Below are 21,267 nucleotides of genomic sequence, written 5' to 3'. Positions count from 1 at the left end.
CGCTGCCTGTCCCCGGCCGAAGTGGTTACGGTTCTACGCGTCCAGGCCGATGGCGAACGCCGCTTCCAGGTCGTGCTGGGAGTACGTACGGAACGCCACGTGGGTGTCGGTGCCCTCGACGCCCGGGATCCTGCTGATCCGGCCGGGGATGACATCGGCGAGGTCGTCGTGCTTGGCGACCCGGACCATGGCGATCAGGTCGTAGGTGCCGGTGACGGAGAAGACCTCGCTGACACTGTCCAGCGCGGCGATGGCCTCGGCGATCTCCGGAATCCGGTCCACGCTGGTCTTGATGAGCACGATCGCGGTGATCACGGCTGGCTGTCTCCCTCGGTGGCCGTGGCTGGAACCTTCACTCTAGTCCGTCCCCGGTAGCGCCCCCAGGCGTACAGGAACCCCGCCGCGAACCCCGCCACATGCGCCAGATACGCCACCCCCGGCCCGGCGTCCGCCGCCTGGGCGGCCGCCCACTGGAGCCCGAACCAGAAGACCAGCACGATCCAGGCGGGAAAGCGCAGCGGCAGGAAGAAGAGGAACGGGAACAGGCTGGTCACCCGGGCCTTGGGGAACAGACGGAGGAAGGCGCCGAGCACCGCCGAGATCGCGCCCGACGCGCCGACCAGCGTCTGTTCCGAGTCCGCGTGCACCGCGGCGTAGCAGACGAGCGCCAGGTAGCCGCACCCCACGTAGAAGAGGACGAACCGCGCCCGGCCCATGCGTTCCTCGGCCATCGCCCCGAACACGTAAAGGAAGAGCAGGTTGCCCAGGAGGTGCACCCAGCTGCCGTGCACGAACAGGGCGGTGAACGGGGTGACCAGGGCGCGCGGTGAGCCCTCCCACAGATCGGCCGGAATCACCCCCCACCGCTCGAAGTACCCGGCCTGCGCGGCGAGCAGCGCGTCCTGGCTCCCGTAGGAGGCGCCGCCGAACCCGGAGAGCGGGCTGATCAGGAAGATGGCGCAGCACAGGGCGATCAGCCCGTACGTCACCGGCGCCCCGCCAACGGCCCCGCCCGTCGCGCGGCCCCGGACCTTCCCGGGCGAGGCCCGCCGGCCGAACCGCCGTACGTCGATCATGTACAGAGCATGACGTACCGGGGGAGAACGGGACGGAGCGCCTCGCCGTGCCGATGCCTATACGCGAGGCCGTAGGGTTACGCCAGGACTTCCGCAGTTCGACGGCGCACCGCGAGATCCTTGACGTAGGACAGGAAGCGACGCGGCGGCACGCCCGGCGCGCGCTGTCGGAGACGACGAAAGAGGACGCAACGATGACGACGGTTCCCCTGCCGACCGACGGGACCCGCTGGCGCTGCACCCTGTGCGGCAATCTCACGCGCTTCGACGTGACGCGGTCTTCCAAGGTCGTGGAGTACGTGCACCTCGACCTGGCCGGTGAGTCCAGTGTCGAGGAGCGGGAGGTGGTCAGTGAGACCATCGAGTCGGTCCGCTGTCGTTGGTGCAACGCGGTGGATCAGATCGAACTGGTGGACAGGCCGGGTGCCGCCTCCTGAGGGAGCGCACCGACAGACATATCTATGGGGTGACGGACGGTGGATCAGCCGACCAGCGGCGCCGAACCGGCCGATGCGGCCGACGGCGGTGCAGAGGCGCTCGACCGCCCGCTGCCCGAAGGCGTACGGCGGCGGGTCATCGCCCTGGTCGCGGACGCCTTCGGTGGTCTGACCGTCTCCGAACTGCCCGCCCAGTTGCGGCAGTATGCCCGGTTCACCCCGACCCGGCGGGCCAAGTTCGCCGGGAACGCGATGGCCGCCGCCCTGGAGGGCGACCCGCTGTTCCGGCAGCGCATCGGTGAGCGACTGGGCCAGGCCCAGCCGGAGCTGGCCGGTGCGCTGGAGGCGGGGTCGCCGCCCGCGGCCGCCGACCCCGTCGATGTGGCCGCCGCCGCCTATGTGCTGCGCCCGGTGGGCTGGGTCAAGCTGGTCGAGGCGGCCGGCGAGGAGGTCCAGCGCGCCGACGCGGAGCGCGTGGACGAGGAGACCCGGCGCGAACTGGTCCAGCTGCGTGAGGAGCTGGAGCGGGCGCGCGCCCACACCCGGAGCGAGACCGAGCGGCTGCGCGCCGAGCTGGACGCGGCCCGCAAGGAGTCCGAGTCGCTCCACCGTAAGCTCCGCTCCGCGCTGAGCGAGGTGAAACGCGGCGAGGCGGCCCTGCGCCGCAGCGCCGCCGAGGCCGACGCCCAGCGCGCCGAGGCGGCCGCCCAGCTCTCCGCCGCCGAGAGCGAGTCACGCCGGCTCAAGGGCAGGCTCGGCGAGGCCGAGGCGGCCATGGAGGCGGGCCGCAGGGCCTCCCGCGAGGGGCGGTCGATGGAGGACATGCGGCTGCGGCTGCTGCTCGACACGGTCCTGGACGCGGCCTCGGGGCTCCGGCGCGAGCTGGCCCTGCCCCCGGTGACGGCCCGCCCGGCCGACAGCGTGGACGCGGTGGAGCCGGGCCGGATGTCACACAAGGACATTGCCGCCAGGGCCCTTTCGGACACCGATCCGGCGCTGCTCGACCAGCTGCTGGCGCTCCCGCAGGCGCATCTCATCGTGGACGGCTACAACGTCACCAAGACCGGCTATCCCCAGATGCCGCTGGAGAAGCAGCGGTTGCGGCTGCTGGGCGGCCTCTCGGTGCTCGCCGCGCAGACCGGTGCCGAGATGACCTGTGTCTTCGACGGCGCCGAACTGGCCGCTCCGGTGCTGCTCGCGCCGCCGCGCGGGGTGCGGGTGCTGTTCAGCAAGGCGGGGGTCACGGCGGACGAGCTGATCCGTCAACTGGCCCGTGCGGAACCGCCGGGACGGCCCGTGGTGGTCGTCTCCACCGACCGCGAGGTGGCGGACGGGGTGGCCAAGGCCGGCGCCCGGCCCGTCGCGTCCGTCTTGCTCCTGAAGCGTCTTTCGCGCGTCTAGGGACAGATGTGCGACATGTGTGGCATGCCGGATTTTTGGGAACGTACCGTCAAGTCATCGCTACACGTGGTGCGCTGAGAGTAAAGAAGTGCCTGGTGTGACAAGAAAAATCCTGTGAGGATTTGAACTGATCACAAGATGGTCACTAGGTTTAGGCCTCGAACCTTCGCACGGTCGATCACCCATTGGGGGTGACGGCGAAGGAACCGCCGAATCCGTGAGTGCACGGAGCCGGGGATTCTTTCCCCCAGCCCGGTAGGCGGCTCTGAGGAAGAAGGAGCTCGCCTTCGTGGCGTCCCACCGTCGTCCCAAGCAACCGAGCCGCACCCGCGTGACTGTGCTCACCGCGACCGCCGCTGCGGCCGTGGCCCTGACCTCCCAGGCCGCCCACGCCGACCCCAAGCCGACCAAGAACGAGGTCAAGGCGAAGGTCGACAAGCTCTACCACGAGGCCGAGGCCGCCACCGAGAAGTACAACGGCGCCAAGGAGCAGCAGGACAAGCTCACGAAGCAGGTCGACGCGCTGCAGGACAAGGTCGCCCGCGGTCAGGACGAGCTCAACGACCTGCGCGGCGAGCTGGGTTCGATCGCCACCGCGCAGTACCGCTCCGGCGGTATCGACCCCTCGGTCGCCCTCTTCCTCGCCTCGGACCCGGACAGCTTCCTCGACCAGGCCTCCGCGCTCGACCAGCTGACGGTCAAGCAGACGGAGTCGCTGCAGAAGATCCAGGCCAAGCAGCGCACCCTCGCCCAGCAGCGCAAGGAAGCCCAGGACAAGCTCGGCGACCTCGCCGACGTCCGCAAGGCGCTCGGCGAGAACAAGAAGAAGTACCAGGGCAAGCTGGCCGACGCGCAGCGGCTGCTCAACAGCCTGACCGCCGCCGAGCGAGCGAAGATCGCCCAGGAGGAAGAGGCGAAGGACCGCGCCAGCCGCGCCACCAGCGAGCGGGTCCAGCTCGGCAACGAGGCTCCCGCCTCCAACCGTGGCGCCGCCGCCCTCGCCGCCGCCGCCACCCAGCTCGGCAAGCCGTACGTCTCCGGTGGCTCGGGCCCCAACTCCTACGACTGCTCCGGGCTGACCCAGTGGGCCTTCGCCCAGGCCGGCGTCAACATCAGCCGGACCACGTACACCCAGCAGAACGACGGCGTGAAGATCGGCCGCGGCCAGCTCAAGCCGGGCGACCTGGTCTTCTTCAACGGCCTGTCGCACGTCGGCTTCTACGCCGGCAACAACCAGATCCTGCACGCCCCGAAGCCGGGCACCGTCGTCCGCTACGAGTCGATGAACTACATGGGCACCTTCCAGTTCGGCGTCCGCATCTGACGCCACGCCCACCGGGAGCGACGCCCGAACGAGGGAATCGCCCCACCCCACGCTGACGCCCTGCCCCGCCGGAGACCGAGGTCACCGGCGGGGCAGCGCTGTTCGACGCCCCTTCCGCCACCGGCGAGGTCTTTGGCCGCCCGGTAGTCGTCCGATTACTGTCTGGCTGCTGTGCGGCTCCCGCTCATCGGTCCGCCCGTCCCGGGCGGCAGGGGCCGCGCGTTACTGCGTCAACTGCGTCAGCGGAAGGGAGTGCGGCTTCCTGTGGTGTCCCATCGCCGTCCCACACAGTCCTGCCTCAATCGGAGCGTCCGCGTCACGGTCATCTCGGCGGCCGCCGCCACGGCGGCCGCGAGCCTGACCGGGACCCCGGCGAGCGCCGACCCGAAGGACACCCGTGAGAGCGCCAAGGCGGCCGTCGACCGGCTCTACGGCGAGGCCGAGAAGGCCACCGAGCTCTACAACGAGGCCGGGGAACGGGTGGAGCGGCTGCGCGGCGAGGCGGACCGCGCCCAGGACGCGGCTGCCCGCGGCCAGGACTCCATCAACCGGATGCGCAACGCGCTCGGTGCGATGGCGGGCGCCCAGTACCGCACCGGCTCCATCGATCCGGCGCTCGCCCTGCTGCTCTCCTCCGACCCGGACACCTACCTGGAGCGGGCCGCCGCCCTCGACCGGGCCGGCGCGCGCCAGGCGCTGACCCTGGACAAGCTCAGCCGCGCCCAGCGCGGCGTCGCCCGGACCCGCACCGAGGCCACCCGCGCCCTCACCGAGCTGGAGCGCAACCGGGCCGCCGTCACCCGCCACAAACGCGCAGTCGAGGCCAAGCTCCGCCAGGCCCGGCAGCTGCTGAACTCCCTGCCCGCCGAGGACCGCGCCTCCTTCGACCGGGTCTCCCGCTCCGGCCGCGACGGCGCCCCCGACCTCTCCGGCGTCGCCCCCGGCTCCGCCCGGGCGATGTCCGCCGTGGCCGCCGTCCGCCAGGCGCTGGGCAAGCCGTACGTGTGGGGCGCCAACGGGCCCTCCGGCTTCGACTGTTCCGGGCTCATGCAGTGGGCCTACGCCCAGGCCGGGGTGAGCCTGCCCCGCACCTCGCAGGCCCAGCGGTACGCGGGCCGCATGGTGCCGCTCTCCCAGGCCCGGCCCGGCGACCTGGTCGCCTACCGCGCCGACGCCAGCCACATCGGGATGTACGTGGGCAACGGCCAGGTCATCCACGCCCCCTACCCGGGCGCCCCGATCCGCTACGACCCCGTCGGCATGATGCCCGTCTCCTCGGTGACCCGGATCTGATCTGCACCACCGCCCGGATCCGGCCGCCGTGCCGACCGCCTACCTGGAACGGACCGTACGATCGGCAGGGTGGCCGTAGAAGGACGTGGTGCGCGGGGGAGACGCCCTCGGCGGCGTCGGCGTGCGGCGGGACCGGTGCTGGCCGCCCTGCTGACCGCCTCAGCCTGCGTGGCCCCGGCTGATGCGGACACCTCCCTCACCGTCCGCGAGATCGACGCCACCCTGGAGCGGCGCGCCGCCGCCGTCCTCGCCAGGGATCCGGCGGGCTACCTCGACACCCTCGCCCCCGACGCCGCGAAGCTGCGGGCCGCCCAGCGCACGGAACTGGCCAACCTCGCCGACGTACCCCTGAAGTCCTGGACGTACGAGGTGAAGGGCATCACCGAGGAGGACGGCGACTGGGCCACCGCCGAGGTGGAGCTGCGCTACCGGATCGACGGGTACGACACCGCGCCCGTCGCCGCCCGCCGCACCCTGGAGCTGATGCGGGACGGCGAGCGGTGGTACGTCAGCGCCGACCGGCCCGCCAAGGGCGCCTCCGACCAGCTCTGGCACCAGGGGGAGGTGGAGGTCGTCCGGGGCGCCCACAGCCTCGTCCTGGGCGTCGGACGGCCCGAGGAGGAGCTGCGCCAGGTCGCGGACACCGTGGACCTGGCCGTCCCGGCCGTGTCCCACGCCTGGCCGCAGCCCTGGGCGCGCAGGGTGGTCGTCCTCGTCCCGGACTCCGTGGAGTCCATGGCGGGGCTGCTGGGCTCCCCGGAGACCAGCTACCGGGGGATCGCCGCCGTCACCACCGGCGAGGCCGGCACCACCGGGGAGCGCCCCGCCCTCGCGGACCGGGTGATCGTCAACCCGCAGGCGTACGCCACCCTCGGCAGCTTCGGCCAGCGGGTGGTCCTGACCCATGAGACGACCCATGTCGCCACCCGGACCAGCACCTCCACGGCCACCCCTGTCTGGCTCTCCGAGGGCTTCGCCGACTGGGCCGCCTACCGGGGCGAGGACCGCACCCCCGACCTCATCGCCCCCGAGCTGACGGGCGCGGTCCGGGCCGGTGACGTACCCGCCGACCTCCCCGTCGACAAGGACTTCGGCTTCGACGGGGACCCCGCCGAGCTCGCCCGGGCCTACGAGAGCGCCTGGATGGCCTGCGAGCTCATCGCGGAGCGGTGGGGCGAGGAGAAGCTCACCGCCTTCTACGCGGCCGTGGGGGCCCACCCCGGGCGGGACGGGGCGGTGGAGCAGGCGATGGGATCCGTACTCGACACGACGCCCGAGGAGTTCACCGCCGACTGGCGCGACTACCTGAGTGCCCGGCTCGGCTGATCCCCGTGGACCGGGCCCGCCCCGGCCGCCGCCCCGGACCGCGCCCCCGGCACCGTCTCCCGCCACAGCCGCCGTGCGGCCAGCAGCGAGGCCGCCACCAGCAGCCCGTTCCGTACGGACAGGAGCGCCACGCCCCACGCGCCGCTCGCCACCACCTGGGCGAAGTACACCGGGAACTCCAGCACCGTCACCCCGGCCGCGACCAGCACCAGCACGGCGGGCCGCACCATCCCGCCGCCCCGGAACGCCAGGCAGACCGCGGCCAGCCCGACCAGCCACACCACGTACTGCGGGCTGATCACCCGGCTCGTCGTGGTGAACACCAGCACCGCCGTGAACGCGGCCTGCGCCGGGGTGTGGGCGGCGAACGTACGGGCCCGCAGCCGCCACACCAGCAGCCAGCCCAGAGCGAGCGCGGCCAGCCCCAGCGCCAGCGTCGAGACCAGTCCCACGTGCGGGCCGAGGAACTCCATGGAGCCGTAGTGCAGCTCCACCCGCCCCTCCCAGCCGACGTGCCGCGCCAGGTGGAAGTACAGCGCCCCCAGCGACTCGATCTCCAGGCCCCGGTCCCGCTGGAAGGCCCAGAACGCGTACGCCCCCGGCATCCACAGCGCGAAGCCCACACCGAGGCCGGCCGCCGTCAGCGCCGCCGCCGACCAGGCCCCACGGGTCGGCCGCCCCCGCCGGACCCCCACCAGCACCAGCGCCGGCCACACCTTCAGCAGCGCCCCGAACGCGGCCAGGACTCCCAGCACCTTCGGGTGGCGCACCCCTGCCAGCAGCGCCGCCACCGCGACCGCCGTCACCATCAGGTCGTACCGGGCGTACACGGTCGGCCCCAGCAGCGGCACCCCCACGACCCAGACCCACGCGCCCGCCGCCCTTATCCCCGGCCGGCGGCCCGCGTACAGCAGCAGCCCGAACACGAGCGCGTCGCAGAGCAGGACGAGAGCGTAGAAGGCGCTCGCGTACTCCCAGAAGGGCAGCAGGGCGGGGGAGAGGATCGCGAGGGCGGCACCGGGCGGGTACTGCCAGGTGACGTCGTGCAGCGGGTACGTACCGGTGAGCAGCGTCTCGTACCAGCCCCGGTAGATCACCGACACGTCCACCGTGACGTCCGGGCCCGGCACGGACAACACGCCGTGAACGCCGAACACACAGAGCAGCAGCGCGGCCCGGGTCAGCGCCCAGGCCGCGCAGGGCGGAAGTCCGTAGGGCAGGAGTCGTACGCCGGTGGGTGCCCCTCGTCCCGTCATCGCCGCCGCCCTCATCGTCCGGGGCCCTCTCCGGCCCGGGTCCGGCGGCCCATGATGCCGGGGGGTGAGGGCGTGGGCCGTGAAGCGCGGCCGTTCGGTACTGTCAGCCGCGATGGACAAGACCTTGATCGTGACCAACGACTTCCCGCCCCGCCCCGGTGGCATCCAGGCGTTCCTGCACAACATGGCGCTGCGCCTGGACCCCGACCGGGTCGTCGTCTACGCCTCCACCTGGAAGCGCGGCGAGGAGGGCGCGGCGGCCACCGCCGCCTTCGACGCCGAGCAGCCGTTCACCGTGGTCCGCGACCGGACGACGATGCTGCTGCCGACCCCGCGCGCCACCCGGCGGGCCACCGCCCTGCTGCGCGAACACGGCTGCACCTCCGTCTGGTTCGGCGCCGCCGCCCCGCTCGGCCTGATGGCCCCGGCACTGCGTCGCGCGGGCGCGAGGCGGCTGGTGGCCACCACCCACGGGCACGAGGCCGGGTGGGCCCAGCTGCCCGCCTCCCGGCAGCTGCTGCGCCGGATCGGTGAGGGCACGGACACGATCACCTATCTGGGGGAGTACACCCGCTCCCGGATCGCCGCCGCCCTCACCCCGGACGCGGCCGCCCGCATGGTGCGACTGCCGCCGGGCGTCGACGAGAGGACCTTCCACCCGGCGTCCGGCGGCGACCGGGTCCGCGCCCGCCTCGGGCTCTCCGACCGGCCCGTCGTCGTCTGCGTCTCGCGCCTGGTCCCGCGCAAGGGCCAGGACACGCTGATCCTGGCCATGCCCGCGATCCTGGCGCAGATCCCGGACGCGGTGCTGCTGATCGTCGGCGGCGGCCCGTACGCCAAGGACCTCGAGCGGCTCGCGGTGGAGACCGGGGTGCAGGACTCGGTGCGGTTCACCGGGCCCGTGCCGTGGGCGGAGCTGCCCGCGCACTACGGGGCCGGGGACGTCTTCGCCATGCCGTGCCGGACGCGGCGCGGGGGGCTCGACGTGGAGGGGCTCGGGATCGTCTACCTGGAGGCGTCCGCGACCGGGCTGCCGGTGGTGGCCGGGGACTCGGGCGGTGCGCCGGACGCGGTGCTCGACGGCGAGACCGGGTGGGTGGTGCGCGGCGGCAGCGCCCAGGAGTCGGCGGACCGGATCGTGACGCTGCTCGGCGACCCGGAGCTGCGACGGCGGATGGGGGAGCGGGGCCGGTCCTGGGTCGAGGAGAAGTGGCGCTGGGACCTGCTGGCACAGAAGCTCAGGACCTTGCTGTGAGCACGGGGAAGGGGCCCGCGCCTTCGACGGCGCGGGCCCCTTCCCCCTACATTCCGCTTCCCACCGCTCAGGCGCGGTAGATCGACTCCACCTCGTCCGCGAAGTCCTTCGCCACCACGTTCCGCTTCAGCTTCAGCGACGGCGTGATGTGGCCCGCCTCCTCGGTGAACTGGGCCGGCAGGATCCGGAACTTGCGTACGGACTCGGCCTTGGAGACCGCCGCGTTGCCGTCGTCCACCGCCCGCTGCACCTCGGCCAGCAGCTCCGCGTCCTCGCGCAGCGACAGGGCCGTCGACCCGACAGGCTTGCCGTGCTCCTCGGCCCAGCGGCCCAGGAACTCCTCGTCCAGGGTGACCAGCGCGCCGACGAACGGGCGGCCGTCGCCGACCACCATGCACTCGGCGACCAGGGCGTGGGCGCGGATGCGGTCCTCGATCACCGCCGGAGCGACGTTCTTCCCGCCCGCCGTGACGATGATCTCCTTCTTGCGGCCGGTGATCGCGAGGTAGCCGTCCTCGTCGAGGGTGCCGATGTCGCCCGTGTGGAACCAGCCGTCGGCCAGCGCCTCGGCGGACGCCGGCTCGTTCTTCCAGTACCCGGTGAACAGGTGCTCGCCGTGGAGCAGCACCTCACCGTCGTCCGCGATCCGGACCACCGAGCCGGGCAGCGGCTGGCCGACCGTACCGATCTTCTGCCGATCCCACGGGTTGAACGCGGTCGCCGCACAGGTCTCGGTCAGGCCGTAGCCCTCCAGGACCGTGAAGCCGATGCCCCGGTAGAAGTGGCCGAGCCGCTCGCCCAGCGGGGCACCGCCGGAGATCGCGAACTCGCCCTTGCCGCCGAGGACCGCGCGCAGCTTGCCGAAGACCAGCTTGTCGAAGAGCTTGTGCTTGAGTTTCAGCCCCAGCGAGGGGCCCTGCGGGGTGCTCAGCGCCCGGCTGTAGGCGATCGCCGTGTCGGCGGCCCGGTCGAAGATCCTGCCCTTGCCGTCCGCCTGCGCCTTGTCGCGGGCCGCGTTGTAGACCTTCTCGAAGACCCGGGGCACACCGAGGATCAGCGTCGGCCGGAACGAGGCCAGCTCGTCGGTGAGGTTCTTGATGTCGGGGACGCAGCCGAGCTTGATCGGGGCCATCACCGAGGCCACCTCGACCAGCCGGCCGAAGACGTGCGCGGCGGGCAGGAACAGCAGCACCGAGCACTCGCCCGTACGGAACAGCGGCTTCAGCCGCTCCACCACGTTGCCGCACTCCGCGAAGAAGCTGCGGTGGGTCAGCACACAGCCCTTGGGACGGCCGGTCGTGCCGGAGGTGTAGACGATGGTCGCCGGGTCGTCCGCCTTGGCGCTGACCATCCGCAGGTCCATGGTCTCGTCGGAGACCTCGGCGCCCGCCTTGCCCAGGGCCTCGACCGCGTCCGCGTCGATCTGCCAGACGTGCGCCAGCTCCGGCAGCGCGTCCCGCACCGAGGCCACGGACGCCGCGTGCGCGTCGCTCTCCACGAACACCGCCACCGCGCCGGAGTCACCGAGGATCCACTGGACCTGCTCGGCCGAGCTGGTCTCGTACACCGGCACGGTCACCGCGCCCGCGCTCCAGATCGCGAAGTCCAGCAGCACCCACTCGAAACGGGTACGGGACATCAGGGCGACCCGGTCGCCGGGCTGCACGCCCGAGGCGATCAGGCCTTTGCCGGCGGCTCTCACCTCGGCCAGGAACTGGGTGGCGCTGACGTCGCTCCAGGCACCGGCCACCTTGCGGCTCATCACCGCGACATCAGGATGCTGAGCGGCGTTGCGGCGGATGAGATCCGTCAGATTGCCGTCCGTCGGGACCTCGTACAGGGCCGGAAGGCTGAACTCGCGCAAGACTGCTGCTCCTCATCGGGCTCCGGTGCCACGGCTCTGTGTGACGCACCGGCTGCGGTCCAAGAATGGCGGGTGCTCAGTGGGGTGAGCACGACTGGACTGCCCGGACGTTACCCACCGGTACCAGGTTCCCGATAGGGGGTTCCGGCCAGATGTCTTATGCATCACACATGTAAATGGCCCTTTCGCGCACAGTAGTCCACCGGCGTGACGACTCGAAAGTAACCGCAGGTCCGGCCGGTCTACCCGCGCGTGGACGGGCGCTTTAGGGTGATCCGCATGCGAGGCAGCGAAGCGGACGGGCCGGCGCCGGGCGCACGGCGTTCCACCCGGATCCACGTCGTCAGCGATGTGCACGGCAACACCGAGGCCCTGGCCCGCGCCGGGGACGGCGCCGACGCCCTCGTCTGCCTCGGTGACCTGGTGCTCTTCCTCGACTACGCCGACCACTCGCGCGGCATCTTCCCCGACCTGTTCGGCCAGGAGAACGCGAGCCGCATCGTCGCGCTGCGCACCGCCCGCCGCTACGAGGAGGCCCGCGCCTTCGGCCGCGGGCTGTGGGCGGGCCGCGACCGCAACACCGAGATCATCGGCGCGGTACGCAAGCAGTACGCCGAACTCTTCGCCGCCTTCCCCACCCCGACGTACGCCACCTACGGCAACGTCGACGTCCCCCGCCTGTGGCCCGAGTACGCCCTTCCCGGAACCACCGTGCTGGACGGCGAGCGGGTGGAGATCGGCGGCCGGGTCTTCGGCTTCGTCGGCGGCGGCCTCAGGACCCCGATGAACACCCCGTACGAGATCAGCGACGAGGAGTACGCCGCCAAGGTCGAGGCGCTCGGCCCGGTCGACGTGCTCTGCTCGCACATCCCGCCCGAGGTCCCCGAGCTGACGTACGACACTGTCGCCCGCCGCTTCGAACGCGGCAGCACCGCCCTGCTGGAGGCGATCCGCACCACCCGCCCCCGGTACGCGCTTTTCGGCCATGTTCACCAGCCGTTGGTCCGCCGGATGCGGATCGGTGACACCGAGTGCGTCAACGTCGGCCACTTCGCCTCCACCGGAACGCCCTGGGCGCTGACCTGGTGACCGCAAGGGCCCGGGCCGTGGACCGGAGCGCGGCGGGCACGCGATAGCCTGCACAGCGGCAGGCTTCTGCCGAACGCGACCGGTTACACCGCACTGGAGGGCCACGGCGATGGCTGAACACACCAGCTCGAGCATCACGATCGAGGCGGCACCGGCCGACGTCATGAGCGTGATCGCCGACTTCGCCCGCTACCCCGAGTGGACCGGCGAGGTGAAGGAGGCCGAGGTCCTGGCGTCGAACGACCAGGGCCGCGCCGAGCAGGTCCGCCTCGTCCTGGACGCCGGAGCCATCAAGGACGACCACGTCCTCAAGTACTCCTGGCTGGGAGACAGGGAAGTCAGCTGGACCCTCGTCAAGTCCCAGATGCTGCGCTCGCTGGACGGCACGTACGCCCTCGCGCCGATGGCCGGCGGAGTGCGCACCGAGGTCACCTACCGGCTCGCCGTCGACGTCAAGATCCCGCTCCTGGGCATGATCAAGCGCAAGGCCGAGAAAGTCATCATCGACCGCGCGCTCGCCGGTCTGAAGAAGCGCGTCGAGTCCATGCCCCAGGGCTGAGAACGATGCGTACGGTCCTGGTCACCGGCCCCGGCGGCGCGGGCCGTACCACCCTCGCCGCCGCGAGCGCCCTGGCCGCCGCCGCGAGCGGCCGCCGCACCCTCCTGGTCTCCGCCGAGTCCATACCCGGCTTCCCCACCGGCACGGAGCCCACCGCGGTCACCGACCGTCTCGACCATGCCCGGATCGACTCCGGCGAGCACTTCCGCGCCGAACTCACCGAGCTCCAGAAGCGCGCGTCCAGCGTGCTGGACCTGGTCGGCGCCGGGCGCCTCGACGGCGAGGAGCTCACCGAACTCCCCGGCTCCCCGCAGCTCGCCCTCCTGCACACCCTGCACCGGGCCGCCGTCGGCGACTGGTCCACCGGCGGCTACGACACCCTCGTCGTCGACCTCCCGCCGCTCACCGAAGCCCTCGCCCTGCTGGCCCTCCCCGAGCAGCTCCGCCGCTACCTGCGCCGCCTGCTGCCCGCCGAACGCCAGGCCGCCCGCGCCCTGCGCCCGGTCCTCGCCCAGCTCGCCGGGGTTCCGATGCCCGCGCAGTGGCTGTACGAGGCCGCCGCCCGCAAGGACGAGGAGCTGTCCGCCGTCCAGGCCCTGATCGAGGACGGCTCCACCACCCTCCGCCTGATCGCCGAACCGGGGCCCGCCGGCGAGGACGCCCTGCGCACCGCCCGCACCGGCCTCGCGCTGTACGGGCTCCGTGCCGACCTGGTCGTGGCCTCCCGGGTCCTGCCCCGCCACTCCTTCGACCCCTGGTTCGCCGATCTCGCCGCCCAGCAGGAGAAGTGCCTGGGCCACTGGCACGAGGAGTGGGCCCCGCACGTCCCGGTCCACGAGGCCGCGCACCTCGGCCGTGACCCCCGGTCCACCGACGACCTGGCCGCGCTCGCCGTCCCCGCGCCGGACGAGCGGGGACCGGGCCGGGTGGACGACCCGTGGTGGATCGAGGAGGAGCCGGGCGAGGAGGGCCGCCCGTCCGTGCTGGCCTGGTGCCTGCCGCTGCCGGGCGCCACGAAGGAGGACCTGCGCCTGGTCCGCCGGGGCGAGGAACTGCTCCTGACCGTGGGCCCCTTCCACCGGATCCTCCGGGTCGCCTCGGCCCTGCGCCGCTGCACGGTCTCGGGCGCGGCCCTGGCCGACGGGGTCCTGCGGGTCCGCTTCACTCCGGACCCGGCGCTCTGGCCGCGCAGCTCCTGACCCCCTGCGTCCCGGTTCCTGAACGGGCCGCGGCCATTCGGGTAACGTCGGTAGTACGAGTCACGAGCCCCGCCGGCCGCCCGTCGGCAGTCGGCACCCGCGTCGCAGGAGTCCGCCATGAGTGAAGCCACCGATCGTCCCGTCGACGGCGACGCGTGGGCCGACGCCTGCGCCGAGGACCTCGCGGAGGAGAAGGCCCGCCGCCGGGCCCGGTACGGCCCGCAGCCCGGCTCGGCCGCCGAGGAGCTGCGCAAGCTGGTCGACGCGGTCGCCGACAAGGTCTCCTCGCTCCAGTCGCCGCTGCTCGGCGTCGCCGCCCAGGGCGCGGTCCAGCAGGCCATCCGACAGGCGAAGTCAGCCGTCGAGCCGGTCATCGAGCGCAACCCGCAGGTCTTCGACCACCTCGCCGCCGCGGGCAACGAGCTGCTGGCCGCCTACCGCTCGGCGGTGGAGGGCCAGGAGAGCCGCTGGACCCGCACCGCGGCCGGTCCCTCGGAGAAGACCTCCGGGAAGGCGGCCGAGAAGGCCGCCGACGACCCGTCCGACCCGCGGGACGAAGGCCGCGACGAAGGCCCCTCCGGCACCGAACGCATCGACCTGGACTGACCGGGCACACCGGCCGGCAGCGCACTCCACATCGGCCGGGACCGACCGGTCCCGACCGAGCGGAGTCCTGCCTCGGGTACGGTTGCCCCTAGCGGGGCTCGACCGAAACTGAGGGATTCATGGGACTCACCATCGGCGTCGATATCGGCGGCACGAAGATCGCGGCTGGAGTGGTCGACGAAGAGGGCCGGATCCTCTCGACGTTCAAGGTGGCGACGCCCCCGACGGCCGAAGGCATCGTCGACGCGATCTGCGCGGCGGTGGCCGGGGCGAGCGAGGGCCACGAGGTGGAGGCCGTCGGCATCGGCGCTGCCGGTTACGTCGACGACAAGCGCGCCACCGTGCTGTTCGCGCCCAACATCAACTGGCGTCACGAGCCGCTCAAGGACAAGGTCGAGCAGCGTGTCGGCCTGCCCGTCGTCGTCGAGAACGACGCCAACGCGGCCGCCTGGGGCGAGTACCGCTTCGGTGCCGGCCAAGGCCATGACGACGTCATCTGCATCACGCTCGGTACCGGCCTCGGCGGCGGCATCATCATCGGCAACAAGCTGCGCCGCGGACGCTTCGGCGTGGCCGCCGAGTTCGGCCACATCCGGGTCGTCCCGGACGGTCTGCTCTGCGGCTGCGGCAGCCAGGGCTGCTGGGAGCAGTACGCCTCCGGCCGTGCCCTCGTGCGGTACGCGAAGCAGCGCGCCAACGCCACCCCCGAGAACGCCGCCATACTGCTGGGTCTCGGCGACGGCACGGTGGACGGTATCGAGGGCAAGCACATCAGCCAGGCCGCCCGCCAGGGTGACCCGGTCGCGGTCGACTCGTTCCGCGAGCTGGCCCGCTGGGCAGGAGCCGGACTGGCCGACCTCGCCTCGCTGTTCGACCCGTCCGCGTTCATCGTCGGCGGCGGCGTCTCGGACGAGGGCGAGCTGGTCCTCGACCCGATCCGCAAGTCGTTCCGGCGCTGGCTGATCGGCGGCGAGTGGCGTCCGCACGCCCAGGTGCTCGCCGCCCAACTCGGCGGCAAGGCCGGGCTCGTGGGCGCGGCCGACCTGGCCCGCCAGGGGTAGTCACCACGCACGAGGCGCCCGCCGCCGCCCTCCCGGGCAGCGGCGGGCGTCCGTCGTATCGTGGCCCGCATGGTCCTGACGCCCCTGCCCGACTCCCGGATCGAGCCGGACGGTTCAGCCGTGATCCGGGTGCTGAGCTACAACGTCCGGTCGATGCACGACGACACCGCGGCCCTGGCGCGGGTCATCCGCGCCTGCGCCCCCGACCTCGTCCTCGTCCAGGAGGCGCCGCGCTTCTTCCGCTGGCGCAAGGCGGCCGCGAGGCTGGCCAGGAGCAGCGGTCTCGTGGTCCTCGGCGGAGGCGCCACCGCCGCCGGACCGCTGCTGCTGTGCTCGCTGCGGGCGGCCGTCGAGCGCACCGAGGACGTCCTGCTGCCGCTCACCCCGGGCCTGCACCGCAGAGGCTTCGCCACCGCCGTCGTCAGGATCGGCGGGGTCCGGCTCGGGGTGCTGAGCTGCCATCTGAGCCTCCAGCGCGACGAGCGCCTCACCCAGGCCGGCCTGCTGCTGGAGCGGCTGGCGTCCATGGGCGTCCCGCACGCGGTGGCGGGCGGCGACCTCAACGACGTACCGACGGGGAAGGCGTTCTCACACCTGGCCGGGCACCTTCAGGACTGCCGGGCCGTCGCCCCCTGGGGCGGCGAGCGCACCTTCTCCCCCGACGCCCCCCGCAAGCGCATCGACGCGGTCTTCGCGACGCCGGGCATCGAGGTGCTCGGATGCGGGGTCCCGGACGGGCTCCCCGGGGTGAGCGAGAGCGACCTGAGGGCGGCCACGGACCATCTGCCGGTCCTGGCCGCCCTCAGAGTCCCGGCCGCGACCGGCTGATCCAGAGGGGACGTCTTGCCGCCATGCCGGGCTCGCGTGCCCTGGCACCGCGCCTCGCGGCGTCGTCGTCACTCGCCGACGCTCCGCGTCGACTCCCTCCTCCGCCTGCGATGCACGGACCAGACCCCGCTCCCTGATCCGGCCTGACCGACAAGACACCCCCTACACGACCGCGCCACGCCCCGGGTCGCCGTAGGTGTCGTCATCGTCGTCGTGCGGCATCCGGGCCACCAGGGTGGCGAAGCCGCCAAGGAAACCGCCGACGCAGAGCGTGGTGAGCCACCACGTCATCTCCCACTGGAGCAGCACCGCCAGCAGCATCAGGACCGGCCCGCCGATCACCGCGAGCCAGGCGAACCTCGCCGTGGTGTCGGTCTCCGGCAGCGGCGGCGGCTCCGGGGGCACGAAGTGGCCCTCCTCGCTCTCGTCCGGCACGTCGATGCCGTCGTCCTTGGACTCGGGCAGCTCGTAGTCGCGGGGACCGGCGACACCGGGCGCGAAGACGACGGAGCTGCCGAGGGGCTTCTTCTCCGGCGGCTTCGGGGGCTTCTTCCCCGACCCCTTGTCCGCCGGATCCCCGGCCCGGCCGCTGTCCGGCCCCACCACATTGCGCTGATCGTCCTCCAGCAGGGCGAGGTCCTCGACCGACTTGAAGGGCTTGGCGCCCGGCGGGTCCGGCGGCTCCTCCCCGTACCCCTCGACGATCGCGGCCCAGGCCGCGTCCTCGTCGATCACGCGCTCCTCGTCCGCCCTCTTCTCGGGCCCCGCTCCCTCCGCTCCCTCCGGAACAGCGGCCTTCGCCCCCTCCGGGACGGCCGCGCTCTCCGTGGGGCGCGGTTCGCGCTCCTCGTCGCTGCCTGTGCGTTCCGCGTCGTGCTCAGCCACCGGACGTGCTCCCCTTCATCCCGACGCTCGGTGCGAGACGGCCGATGAACCGGTAGCTCTCATCGAAGATCCGCTCCGCATCATGGTCCAACGTCGCCACGTGGTAGCTCTGTTCCAACAGGATCTCCGAGACGTCCGTGGAGGAGATCCGGCTCAGGATCCGCACGCTGTCCGCGGGCGGTACGACATGGTCCTGCGGGCTGTGCAGCAGCACCACCGGCTGGGTCACCTGCGGCAGCTCGCCGTCGACCAGCCGGAAGAACTTCCGCACCGAGTGGGCGGCGTGCAGCGGCACCTTCGTGTAACCCACCTCGTGCGAGCCCGGGAGCGCGATGTCGTCGGCCAGCCCCTTCGTCGTCCGCACCAGGTGGCGGGCGACCGGCAGGGCGTACGCCGAGAGGCCGTGGACCTTGTTGGCCGGGTTGACCAGCACCAGACCGCTGATCGCGTCCCCGTGCTTGGCCGCGAGACGCAGGCTCAGCGCGCCGCCCATGGAGAGGCCGAAGACGAAGACCTGCTCGCACGTCTCGCGCAGCACCCGCAGCTCACGGTCCACCTCCGCGTACCAGTCCTGCCAGCCGGTGACCGCCATGTCCTCCCAGCGGGTGCCGTGGCCGGGCAGCAGCGGCAGGGAGACGGTGAGCCCGCGCTCGGCGAGGTAATCGGCCCAGGGACGCAGCGACTGCGGCGATCCGGTGAAGCCATGACAGAGGAGGACGCCGACCTCTCCGCCCTCGTGGCGGAACGGCTCGGCTCCAGGGAGGACCGGCACCGGGGTCTCCTGTTCGTGAGGTGAGACGGGGGCGGGGGCGCGCACCGGGGGGCGTGCTTGACGGATGACTTCACCGTACGCGACCGGACCGACACCGACCAGGGCCGTCACCGCCTCTCCGAGGCCCCGGGTTAAGGTCTGACCGACAGCACACAGGAGGCACCACAGTTGATCTACGGCGCAATGAAGTTCTCCATCGGCGGGTCCCTGAAGCTCGCCTTCCGGCCGTGGGTGGAGGGCCTGGAGAACATCCCCGAGCGGGGGCCGGCGATCCTCGCGAGCAACCATCTCTCCTTCTCGGACTCGTTCTTCCTCCCCGCTGTCCTGGACCGCAAGGTCACCTTCATCGCCAAGGCCGAGTACTTCACGGCCCCCGGGGTGAAGGGCAAGCTCACCGCCGCCTTCTTCAAGGGTGTCGGCCAGCTCCCCGTCGACCGCTCCGGAGCCCGTGGCGCCGGTGAGGCCGCCATCAAGGCGGGCATCCAGGTCGTCGAGAGCGGCGGCCTCTTCGGCATCTACCCCGAGGGCACCCGCTCGCCCGACGGCCGCCTCTACCGCGGCAAGCCCGGCGGCCTGGCCCGGGTGGCCCTGGCCACCGGCGCCCCCGTCATCCCGGTCGCGATGATCGACACCGAGAAGATCCAGCCGCCCGGCCAGGTGATGCCCAAGCTGATGCGGCCCGGCATCAGGATCGGCAAGCCGCTGGACTTCAGCCGCTACCAGGGCATGGACGGCGACCGCTTCATCCTGCGCTCGGTGACCGACGAGGTCATGTACGAGATCATGAAGCTCTCCGGTCAGGAGTACGTGGACATCTACGCCACCGCCGCCAAGCGCCAGATCGCCGACGAGGCGAAGGCCAGGGCGGAGGAGGCCAAGCGTGACCGGAAGCAGGCACAGGCGGCGGGCGACGAGGACGGAACGGAACGGTCCGGCGCGTAACGGCGTCGTACACCGTCGGGGGGGTGGGGTCGGATGGCCAGGCGTGAGCGGGTCGTACGGATGTCGGTCGAGCAGCCGCTGTGGCGTGCGCTGACGGGCTACCGCGTACTGACGATGGTCTACGCGGTGCTGCTCGCGGTGTTCGGGAAGGACAACTTCGGCCGGGAGAGGTTCGAGCGGCCCTGGGTCGCCTTCGCGTACCTCGCGTTCCTCGCCGTGTGGACGCTCGCCACCCTGCCCAAGGTCCGTTCGGCGGCGAGCTGCACCAAACGCTTCCTCGGCGCGGACCTCGTCGTGGCGCTGACCGGGATCATGCTCACCCCGCTCGCCGACGTCCACTCCCAGACCTTCGACGGCCCGACACTGCCCTCGATCTGGACAGCCGGGGCGGTCCTCGCCTTCGCCATCAAGGGCGGCTGGCGGTGGGCGGCCTTCGCCTCCACCTTCGTCGCCGCCGCCAACATCATCCAGCGCGGCGACCCGAGCCGGGACACCTTCCACAACGTCCTGCTGGTCTGGGTCGCCTCCATCGCCATCGGGTACGTCGTCGAGGTCGCCCGCGCCAGTGAACGCACCCTGGCCCGCGCCCTGGAGATCGAGGCCGCCACCCGCGAACGCGAACGGCTCGCCCGCGACATCCACGACAGCGTGCTCCAGGTCCTCGCCATGGTGCAGCGCCGGGGCGCCGCGATCGGCGGTGAGGCGGCCGAGCTGGGCCGGATGGCCGGGGAACAGGAGGTCGCGCTGCGCACCCTGGTCTCCAGCGGCCTGGTGCCGCCCACCCGGGTCTCGGAGGACGCCGCCGAGGGCGCGGTCGTGCGCACGTTCGACGCGGAGGAGGGCTTCGGAGACGAGGCCACCCCCTGCGACCTGCGCGCCCTGCTCGCCCCGCACGCCGGCTCCCGTACCAGCCTCGCGGAGCCCGGCGCCCCCGTGCTCCTGCCGGCGGAGGCCGCCCGTGAGCTGGCCGCCGCTGTCAGTGCCGCCCTGGACAATGTGCGGGTGCACGCCGGAGCCGGGGCCCAGGCGTGGATCCTGGTCGAGGACGAGCCCGGCGAGGTCGTTGTCACCGTCCGGGACGACGGCCCCGGCATCCCGGAGGGGCGCCTCGCCCAGGCCGAGGGGGAGGGACGGATGGGGGTCGCGCTCTCCATCCGCGGCCGGCTGCGCGATCTCGGCGGCACGGCCGAGGTGATCTCGGTGCCGGGACAGGGCACCGAGGTCGAGTTGAAGGTTCCGAAAGCACCGAAGGTTTCCCGGGGGAAGGCAGGATCGGCCCGATGAGCACGCAGAACGCACCGCAGGACGCACCGAAGCAGGACGACACGGAGGCCACCGGCCGGCCCATCAAGGTCATGGTGGTCGACGACCACCCCATGTGGCGCGACGCCGTCGCCCGCGACCTGGCCGAGTCCGGCTTCGACGTCGTCGCGACCGCCGGCGACGGCCCGCAGGCGGTCCGCCGGGCCAAGGCGGTCAACCCCGACGTCCTGGTCCTCGACCTCAACCTGCCCGGCATGCCCGGCGTCCAGGTCTGCAAGGAGCTCGTCCCCTCCCACCCCGGACTGCGCGTCCTGGTCCTCTCGGCGAGCGGCGAGCACGCCGACGTCCTGGAGGCGGTGAAGTCCGGCGCCACCGGCTACCTCCTGAAGTCCGCCTCCACCCAGGAACTGACCGACGCCGTCCGCTCCACCGCCAACGGCGACCCGGTCTTCACCCCTGGACTCGCGGGCCTGGTCCTCGGCGAGTACCGCAGGCTCGCCTCCGATCCCGCGCCCGTGGCGTCGAACGAGCCCAAGGCCCCTCAGCTCACCGACCGGGAGACCGAGGTGCTGCGACTGGTCGCCAAGGGACTCTCGTACAAGCAGATCGCCGAACGCCTCGTCATCTCGCACCGCACCGTCCAGAACCACGTGCAGAACACCCTGGGCAAGCTCCAGCTGCACAACCGGGTGGAGCTCGTGCGGTACGCGATCGAGCGCGGCCTCGACGACGTCTGACCGGGACCCCGGCCAGGGACGACCCGGGCCCGGTGCTGGGGCCTGTGGCCGGGGGAGCCGGGCCGTACGGCCCCTGCGCGCCCGGGGGCGGAGC

At 72.4% G+C, this 21,267-nt stretch carries 21 protein-coding genes; 15 read left to right on the top strand and 6 right to left on the bottom strand.

Annotation, left to right across the window (positions count from 1 at the left end; all coding sequences use genetic code 11):
* Positions 1 to 33: 33 nt before the first annotated feature.
* Positions 34 to 315, bottom strand: coding sequence for an Lrp/AsnC ligand binding domain-containing protein (locus ABZ154_RS24825; RefSeq protein ID WP_356836048.1), 282 nt, complete (start codon positions 313 to 315; stop codon positions 34 to 36).
* Entirely contained in the window at positions 312 to 1,076 is a 765-nt protein-coding gene (locus tag ABZ154_RS24820; RefSeq protein WP_356836046.1) for a rhomboid family intramembrane serine protease, read from the bottom strand. Before ABZ154_RS24820 ends, ABZ154_RS24825 begins: the two co-directional genes overlap by 4 nt.
* 194 nt (positions 1,077 to 1,270) lie before the next feature.
* Here ABZ154_RS24820 and ABZ154_RS24815 point away from each other — a divergent pair, with 194 nt between their 5' ends.
* From ABZ154_RS24815 to ABZ154_RS24795, 5 genes are all read left to right on the top strand, one after another.
* A complete protein-coding gene (locus tag ABZ154_RS24815) occupies positions 1,271 to 1,513 on the top strand; it encodes a hypothetical protein (RefSeq protein ID WP_015608051.1) in 243 nt (80 codons plus the stop codon).
* Positions 1,514 to 1,552: 39 nt separating this feature from the next.
* Complete coding sequence (locus ABZ154_RS24810) at positions 1,553 to 2,914, top strand: NYN domain-containing protein (protein WP_356836044.1); 1,362 nt, start codon at positions 1,553 to 1,555, stop codon at positions 2,912 to 2,914.
* A 289-nt stretch (positions 2,915 to 3,203) separates the two neighbouring features.
* The gene (locus tag ABZ154_RS24805) at positions 3,204 to 4,238 is read left to right on the top strand and encodes an NlpC/P60 family protein (RefSeq protein ID WP_356836042.1); all 1,035 of its coding nucleotides are present in this window, start codon (positions 3,204 to 3,206) and stop codon (positions 4,236 to 4,238) included.
* Positions 4,239 to 4,502: 264 nt separating this feature from the next.
* Positions 4,503 to 5,531 (top strand): C40 family peptidase, encoded by a 1,029-nt coding sequence (locus ABZ154_RS24800; protein ID WP_356836040.1) that lies wholly within the window; start codon positions 4,503 to 4,505, stop codon positions 5,529 to 5,531.
* A gap of 69 nt (positions 5,532 to 5,600) precedes the next feature.
* Positions 5,601 to 6,857: a hypothetical protein gene (locus ABZ154_RS24795; protein ID WP_356836038.1), complete on the top strand. Its 1,257-nt coding sequence runs from the start codon at positions 5,601 to 5,603 to the stop codon at positions 6,855 to 6,857.
* Here ABZ154_RS24795 and ABZ154_RS24790 read toward each other — a convergent pair.
* Positions 6,833 to 8,113: a glycosyltransferase family 87 protein gene (locus tag ABZ154_RS24790; RefSeq protein ID WP_356836036.1), complete on the bottom strand. Its 1,281-nt coding sequence runs from the start codon at positions 8,111 to 8,113 to the stop codon at positions 6,833 to 6,835. The genes ABZ154_RS24795 and ABZ154_RS24790 overlap by 25 nt on opposite strands.
* Before the next feature lie 112 nt (positions 8,114 to 8,225).
* Between ABZ154_RS24790 and ABZ154_RS24785 the strand changes: the two genes are divergently transcribed.
* A complete protein-coding gene (locus tag ABZ154_RS24785; RefSeq protein ID WP_356836034.1) occupies positions 8,226 to 9,368 on the top strand; it encodes a glycosyltransferase family 4 protein in 1,143 nt (380 codons plus the stop codon).
* Between the two features lie 67 nt (positions 9,369 to 9,435).
* Here the strand turns inward: ABZ154_RS24785 and ABZ154_RS24780 are convergent, their stop codons facing one another.
* Complete coding sequence (locus ABZ154_RS24780; RefSeq protein WP_356836032.1) at positions 9,436 to 11,232, bottom strand: AMP-dependent synthetase/ligase; 1,797 nt, start codon at positions 11,230 to 11,232, stop codon at positions 9,436 to 9,438.
* Positions 11,233 to 11,511: 279 nt separating this feature from the next.
* Between ABZ154_RS24780 and ABZ154_RS24775 the strand changes: the two genes are divergently transcribed.
* From ABZ154_RS24775 to ABZ154_RS24750, 6 genes are all read left to right on the top strand, one after another.
* Complete coding sequence (locus ABZ154_RS24775) at positions 11,512 to 12,321, top strand: metallophosphoesterase (RefSeq protein WP_356836031.1); 810 nt, start codon at positions 11,512 to 11,514, stop codon at positions 12,319 to 12,321.
* Positions 12,322 to 12,430: 109 nt separating this feature from the next.
* Positions 12,431 to 12,880, top strand: a complete 450-nt coding sequence (locus ABZ154_RS24770) for an SRPBCC family protein (RefSeq protein ID WP_356836030.1) — start codon at positions 12,431 to 12,433, stop codon at positions 12,878 to 12,880.
* 5 nt (positions 12,881 to 12,885) lie between these two features.
* The gene (locus ABZ154_RS24765) at positions 12,886 to 14,079 is read left to right on the top strand and encodes an ArsA-related P-loop ATPase (RefSeq protein WP_356836029.1); all 1,194 of its coding nucleotides are present in this window, start codon (positions 12,886 to 12,888) and stop codon (positions 14,077 to 14,079) included.
* Between the two features lie 117 nt (positions 14,080 to 14,196).
* The gene (locus tag ABZ154_RS24760) at positions 14,197 to 14,685 is read left to right on the top strand and encodes a DUF5304 domain-containing protein (RefSeq protein ID WP_356836027.1); all 489 of its coding nucleotides are present in this window, start codon (positions 14,197 to 14,199) and stop codon (positions 14,683 to 14,685) included.
* A gap of 119 nt (positions 14,686 to 14,804) precedes the next feature.
* The gene (locus ABZ154_RS24755; RefSeq protein ID WP_356836025.1) at positions 14,805 to 15,746 is read left to right on the top strand and encodes an ROK family glucokinase; all 942 of its coding nucleotides are present in this window, start codon (positions 14,805 to 14,807) and stop codon (positions 15,744 to 15,746) included.
* A 69-nt stretch (positions 15,747 to 15,815) separates the two neighbouring features.
* On the top strand, positions 15,816 to 16,574 hold the full coding sequence (locus tag ABZ154_RS24750) for an endonuclease/exonuclease/phosphatase family protein (RefSeq protein WP_356836023.1): 759 nt from the start codon (positions 15,816 to 15,818) through the stop codon (positions 16,572 to 16,574).
* A 162-nt stretch (positions 16,575 to 16,736) separates the two neighbouring features.
* Here the strand turns inward: ABZ154_RS24750 and ABZ154_RS24745 are convergent, their stop codons facing one another.
* Entirely contained in the window at positions 16,737 to 17,459 is a 723-nt protein-coding gene (locus tag ABZ154_RS24745) for a hypothetical protein (protein ID WP_356836021.1), read from the bottom strand.
* Positions 17,452 to 18,231: an alpha/beta fold hydrolase gene (locus tag ABZ154_RS24740; RefSeq protein ID WP_356836019.1), complete on the bottom strand. Its 780-nt coding sequence runs from the start codon at positions 18,229 to 18,231 to the stop codon at positions 17,452 to 17,454. Before ABZ154_RS24740 ends, ABZ154_RS24745 begins: the two co-directional genes overlap by 8 nt.
* A 183-nt stretch (positions 18,232 to 18,414) precedes the next feature.
* Here ABZ154_RS24740 and ABZ154_RS24735 point away from each other — a divergent pair, with 183 nt between their 5' ends.
* From ABZ154_RS24735 to ABZ154_RS24725, 3 genes are read left to right on the top strand one after another with little or no spacing between them, the layout of a single operon-like run.
* Positions 18,415 to 19,173, top strand: a complete 759-nt coding sequence (locus ABZ154_RS24735; protein WP_356836068.1) for a lysophospholipid acyltransferase family protein — start codon at positions 18,415 to 18,417, stop codon at positions 19,171 to 19,173.
* A 33-nt stretch (positions 19,174 to 19,206) separates the two neighbouring features.
* Positions 19,207 to 20,457 (top strand): DUF5931 domain-containing protein, encoded by a 1,251-nt coding sequence (locus ABZ154_RS24730; protein ID WP_356836017.1) that lies wholly within the window; start codon positions 19,207 to 19,209, stop codon positions 20,455 to 20,457.
* Positions 20,454 to 21,173 (top strand): response regulator transcription factor, encoded by a 720-nt coding sequence (locus ABZ154_RS24725; protein ID WP_356836015.1) that lies wholly within the window; start codon positions 20,454 to 20,456, stop codon positions 21,171 to 21,173. Before ABZ154_RS24730 ends, ABZ154_RS24725 begins: the two co-directional genes overlap by 4 nt.
* The last annotated feature ends 94 nt before the right edge of the window (positions 21,174 to 21,267 follow it).

Origin of the sequence: Streptomyces sp. NPDC006261 (assembly GCF_040613515.1) — a bacterium.
Lineage (GTDB): Bacteria > Actinomycetota > Actinomycetes > Streptomycetales > Streptomycetaceae > Streptomyces.
This window is presented reverse-complemented; position numbering and strand designations above follow the sequence as displayed.

What these genes read in the sequence shown, in the direction of transcription:
- ABZ154_RS24815 (WP_015608051.1), top strand. Translation starts at nt 1,271, where the DNA reads ATGACGACGGTTCCCCTGCCGACCGACGGGACCCGCTGGCGCTGCACC.
- ABZ154_RS24770 (WP_356836030.1), top strand. Translation starts at nt 12,431, where the DNA reads ATGGCTGAACACACCAGCTCGAGCATCACGATCGAGGCGGCACCGGCC.
- ABZ154_RS24730 (WP_356836017.1), top strand. Translation starts at nt 19,207, where the DNA reads ATGGCCAGGCGTGAGCGGGTCGTACGGATGTCGGTCGAGCAGCCGCTG.
- ABZ154_RS24765 (WP_356836029.1), top strand. Translation starts at nt 12,886, where the DNA reads ATGCGTACGGTCCTGGTCACCGGCCCCGGCGGCGCGGGCCGTACCACC.
- ABZ154_RS24755 (WP_356836025.1), top strand. Translation starts at nt 14,805, where the DNA reads ATGGGACTCACCATCGGCGTCGATATCGGCGGCACGAAGATCGCGGCT.
- ABZ154_RS24735 (WP_356836068.1), top strand. Translation starts at nt 18,415, where the DNA reads ATGAAGTTCTCCATCGGCGGGTCCCTGAAGCTCGCCTTCCGGCCGTGG.
- ABZ154_RS24790 (WP_356836036.1), bottom strand. Translation starts at nt 8,113, where the DNA reads ATGACGGGACGAGGGGCACCCACCGGCGTACGACTCCTGCCCTACGGA.
- ABZ154_RS24775 (WP_356836031.1), top strand. Translation starts at nt 11,512, where the DNA reads ATGCGAGGCAGCGAAGCGGACGGGCCGGCGCCGGGCGCACGGCGTTCC.
- ABZ154_RS24725 (WP_356836015.1), top strand. Translation starts at nt 20,454, where the DNA reads ATGAGCACGCAGAACGCACCGCAGGACGCACCGAAGCAGGACGACACG.
- ABZ154_RS24820 (WP_356836046.1), bottom strand. Translation starts at nt 1,076, where the DNA reads ATGATCGACGTACGGCGGTTCGGCCGGCGGGCCTCGCCCGGGAAGGTC.
- ABZ154_RS24760 (WP_356836027.1), top strand. Translation starts at nt 14,197, where the DNA reads ATGAGTGAAGCCACCGATCGTCCCGTCGACGGCGACGCGTGGGCCGAC.
- ABZ154_RS24785 (WP_356836034.1), top strand. Translation starts at nt 8,226, where the DNA reads ATGGACAAGACCTTGATCGTGACCAACGACTTCCCGCCCCGCCCCGGT.
- ABZ154_RS24750 (WP_356836023.1), top strand. Translation starts at nt 15,816, where the DNA reads ATGGTCCTGACGCCCCTGCCCGACTCCCGGATCGAGCCGGACGGTTCA.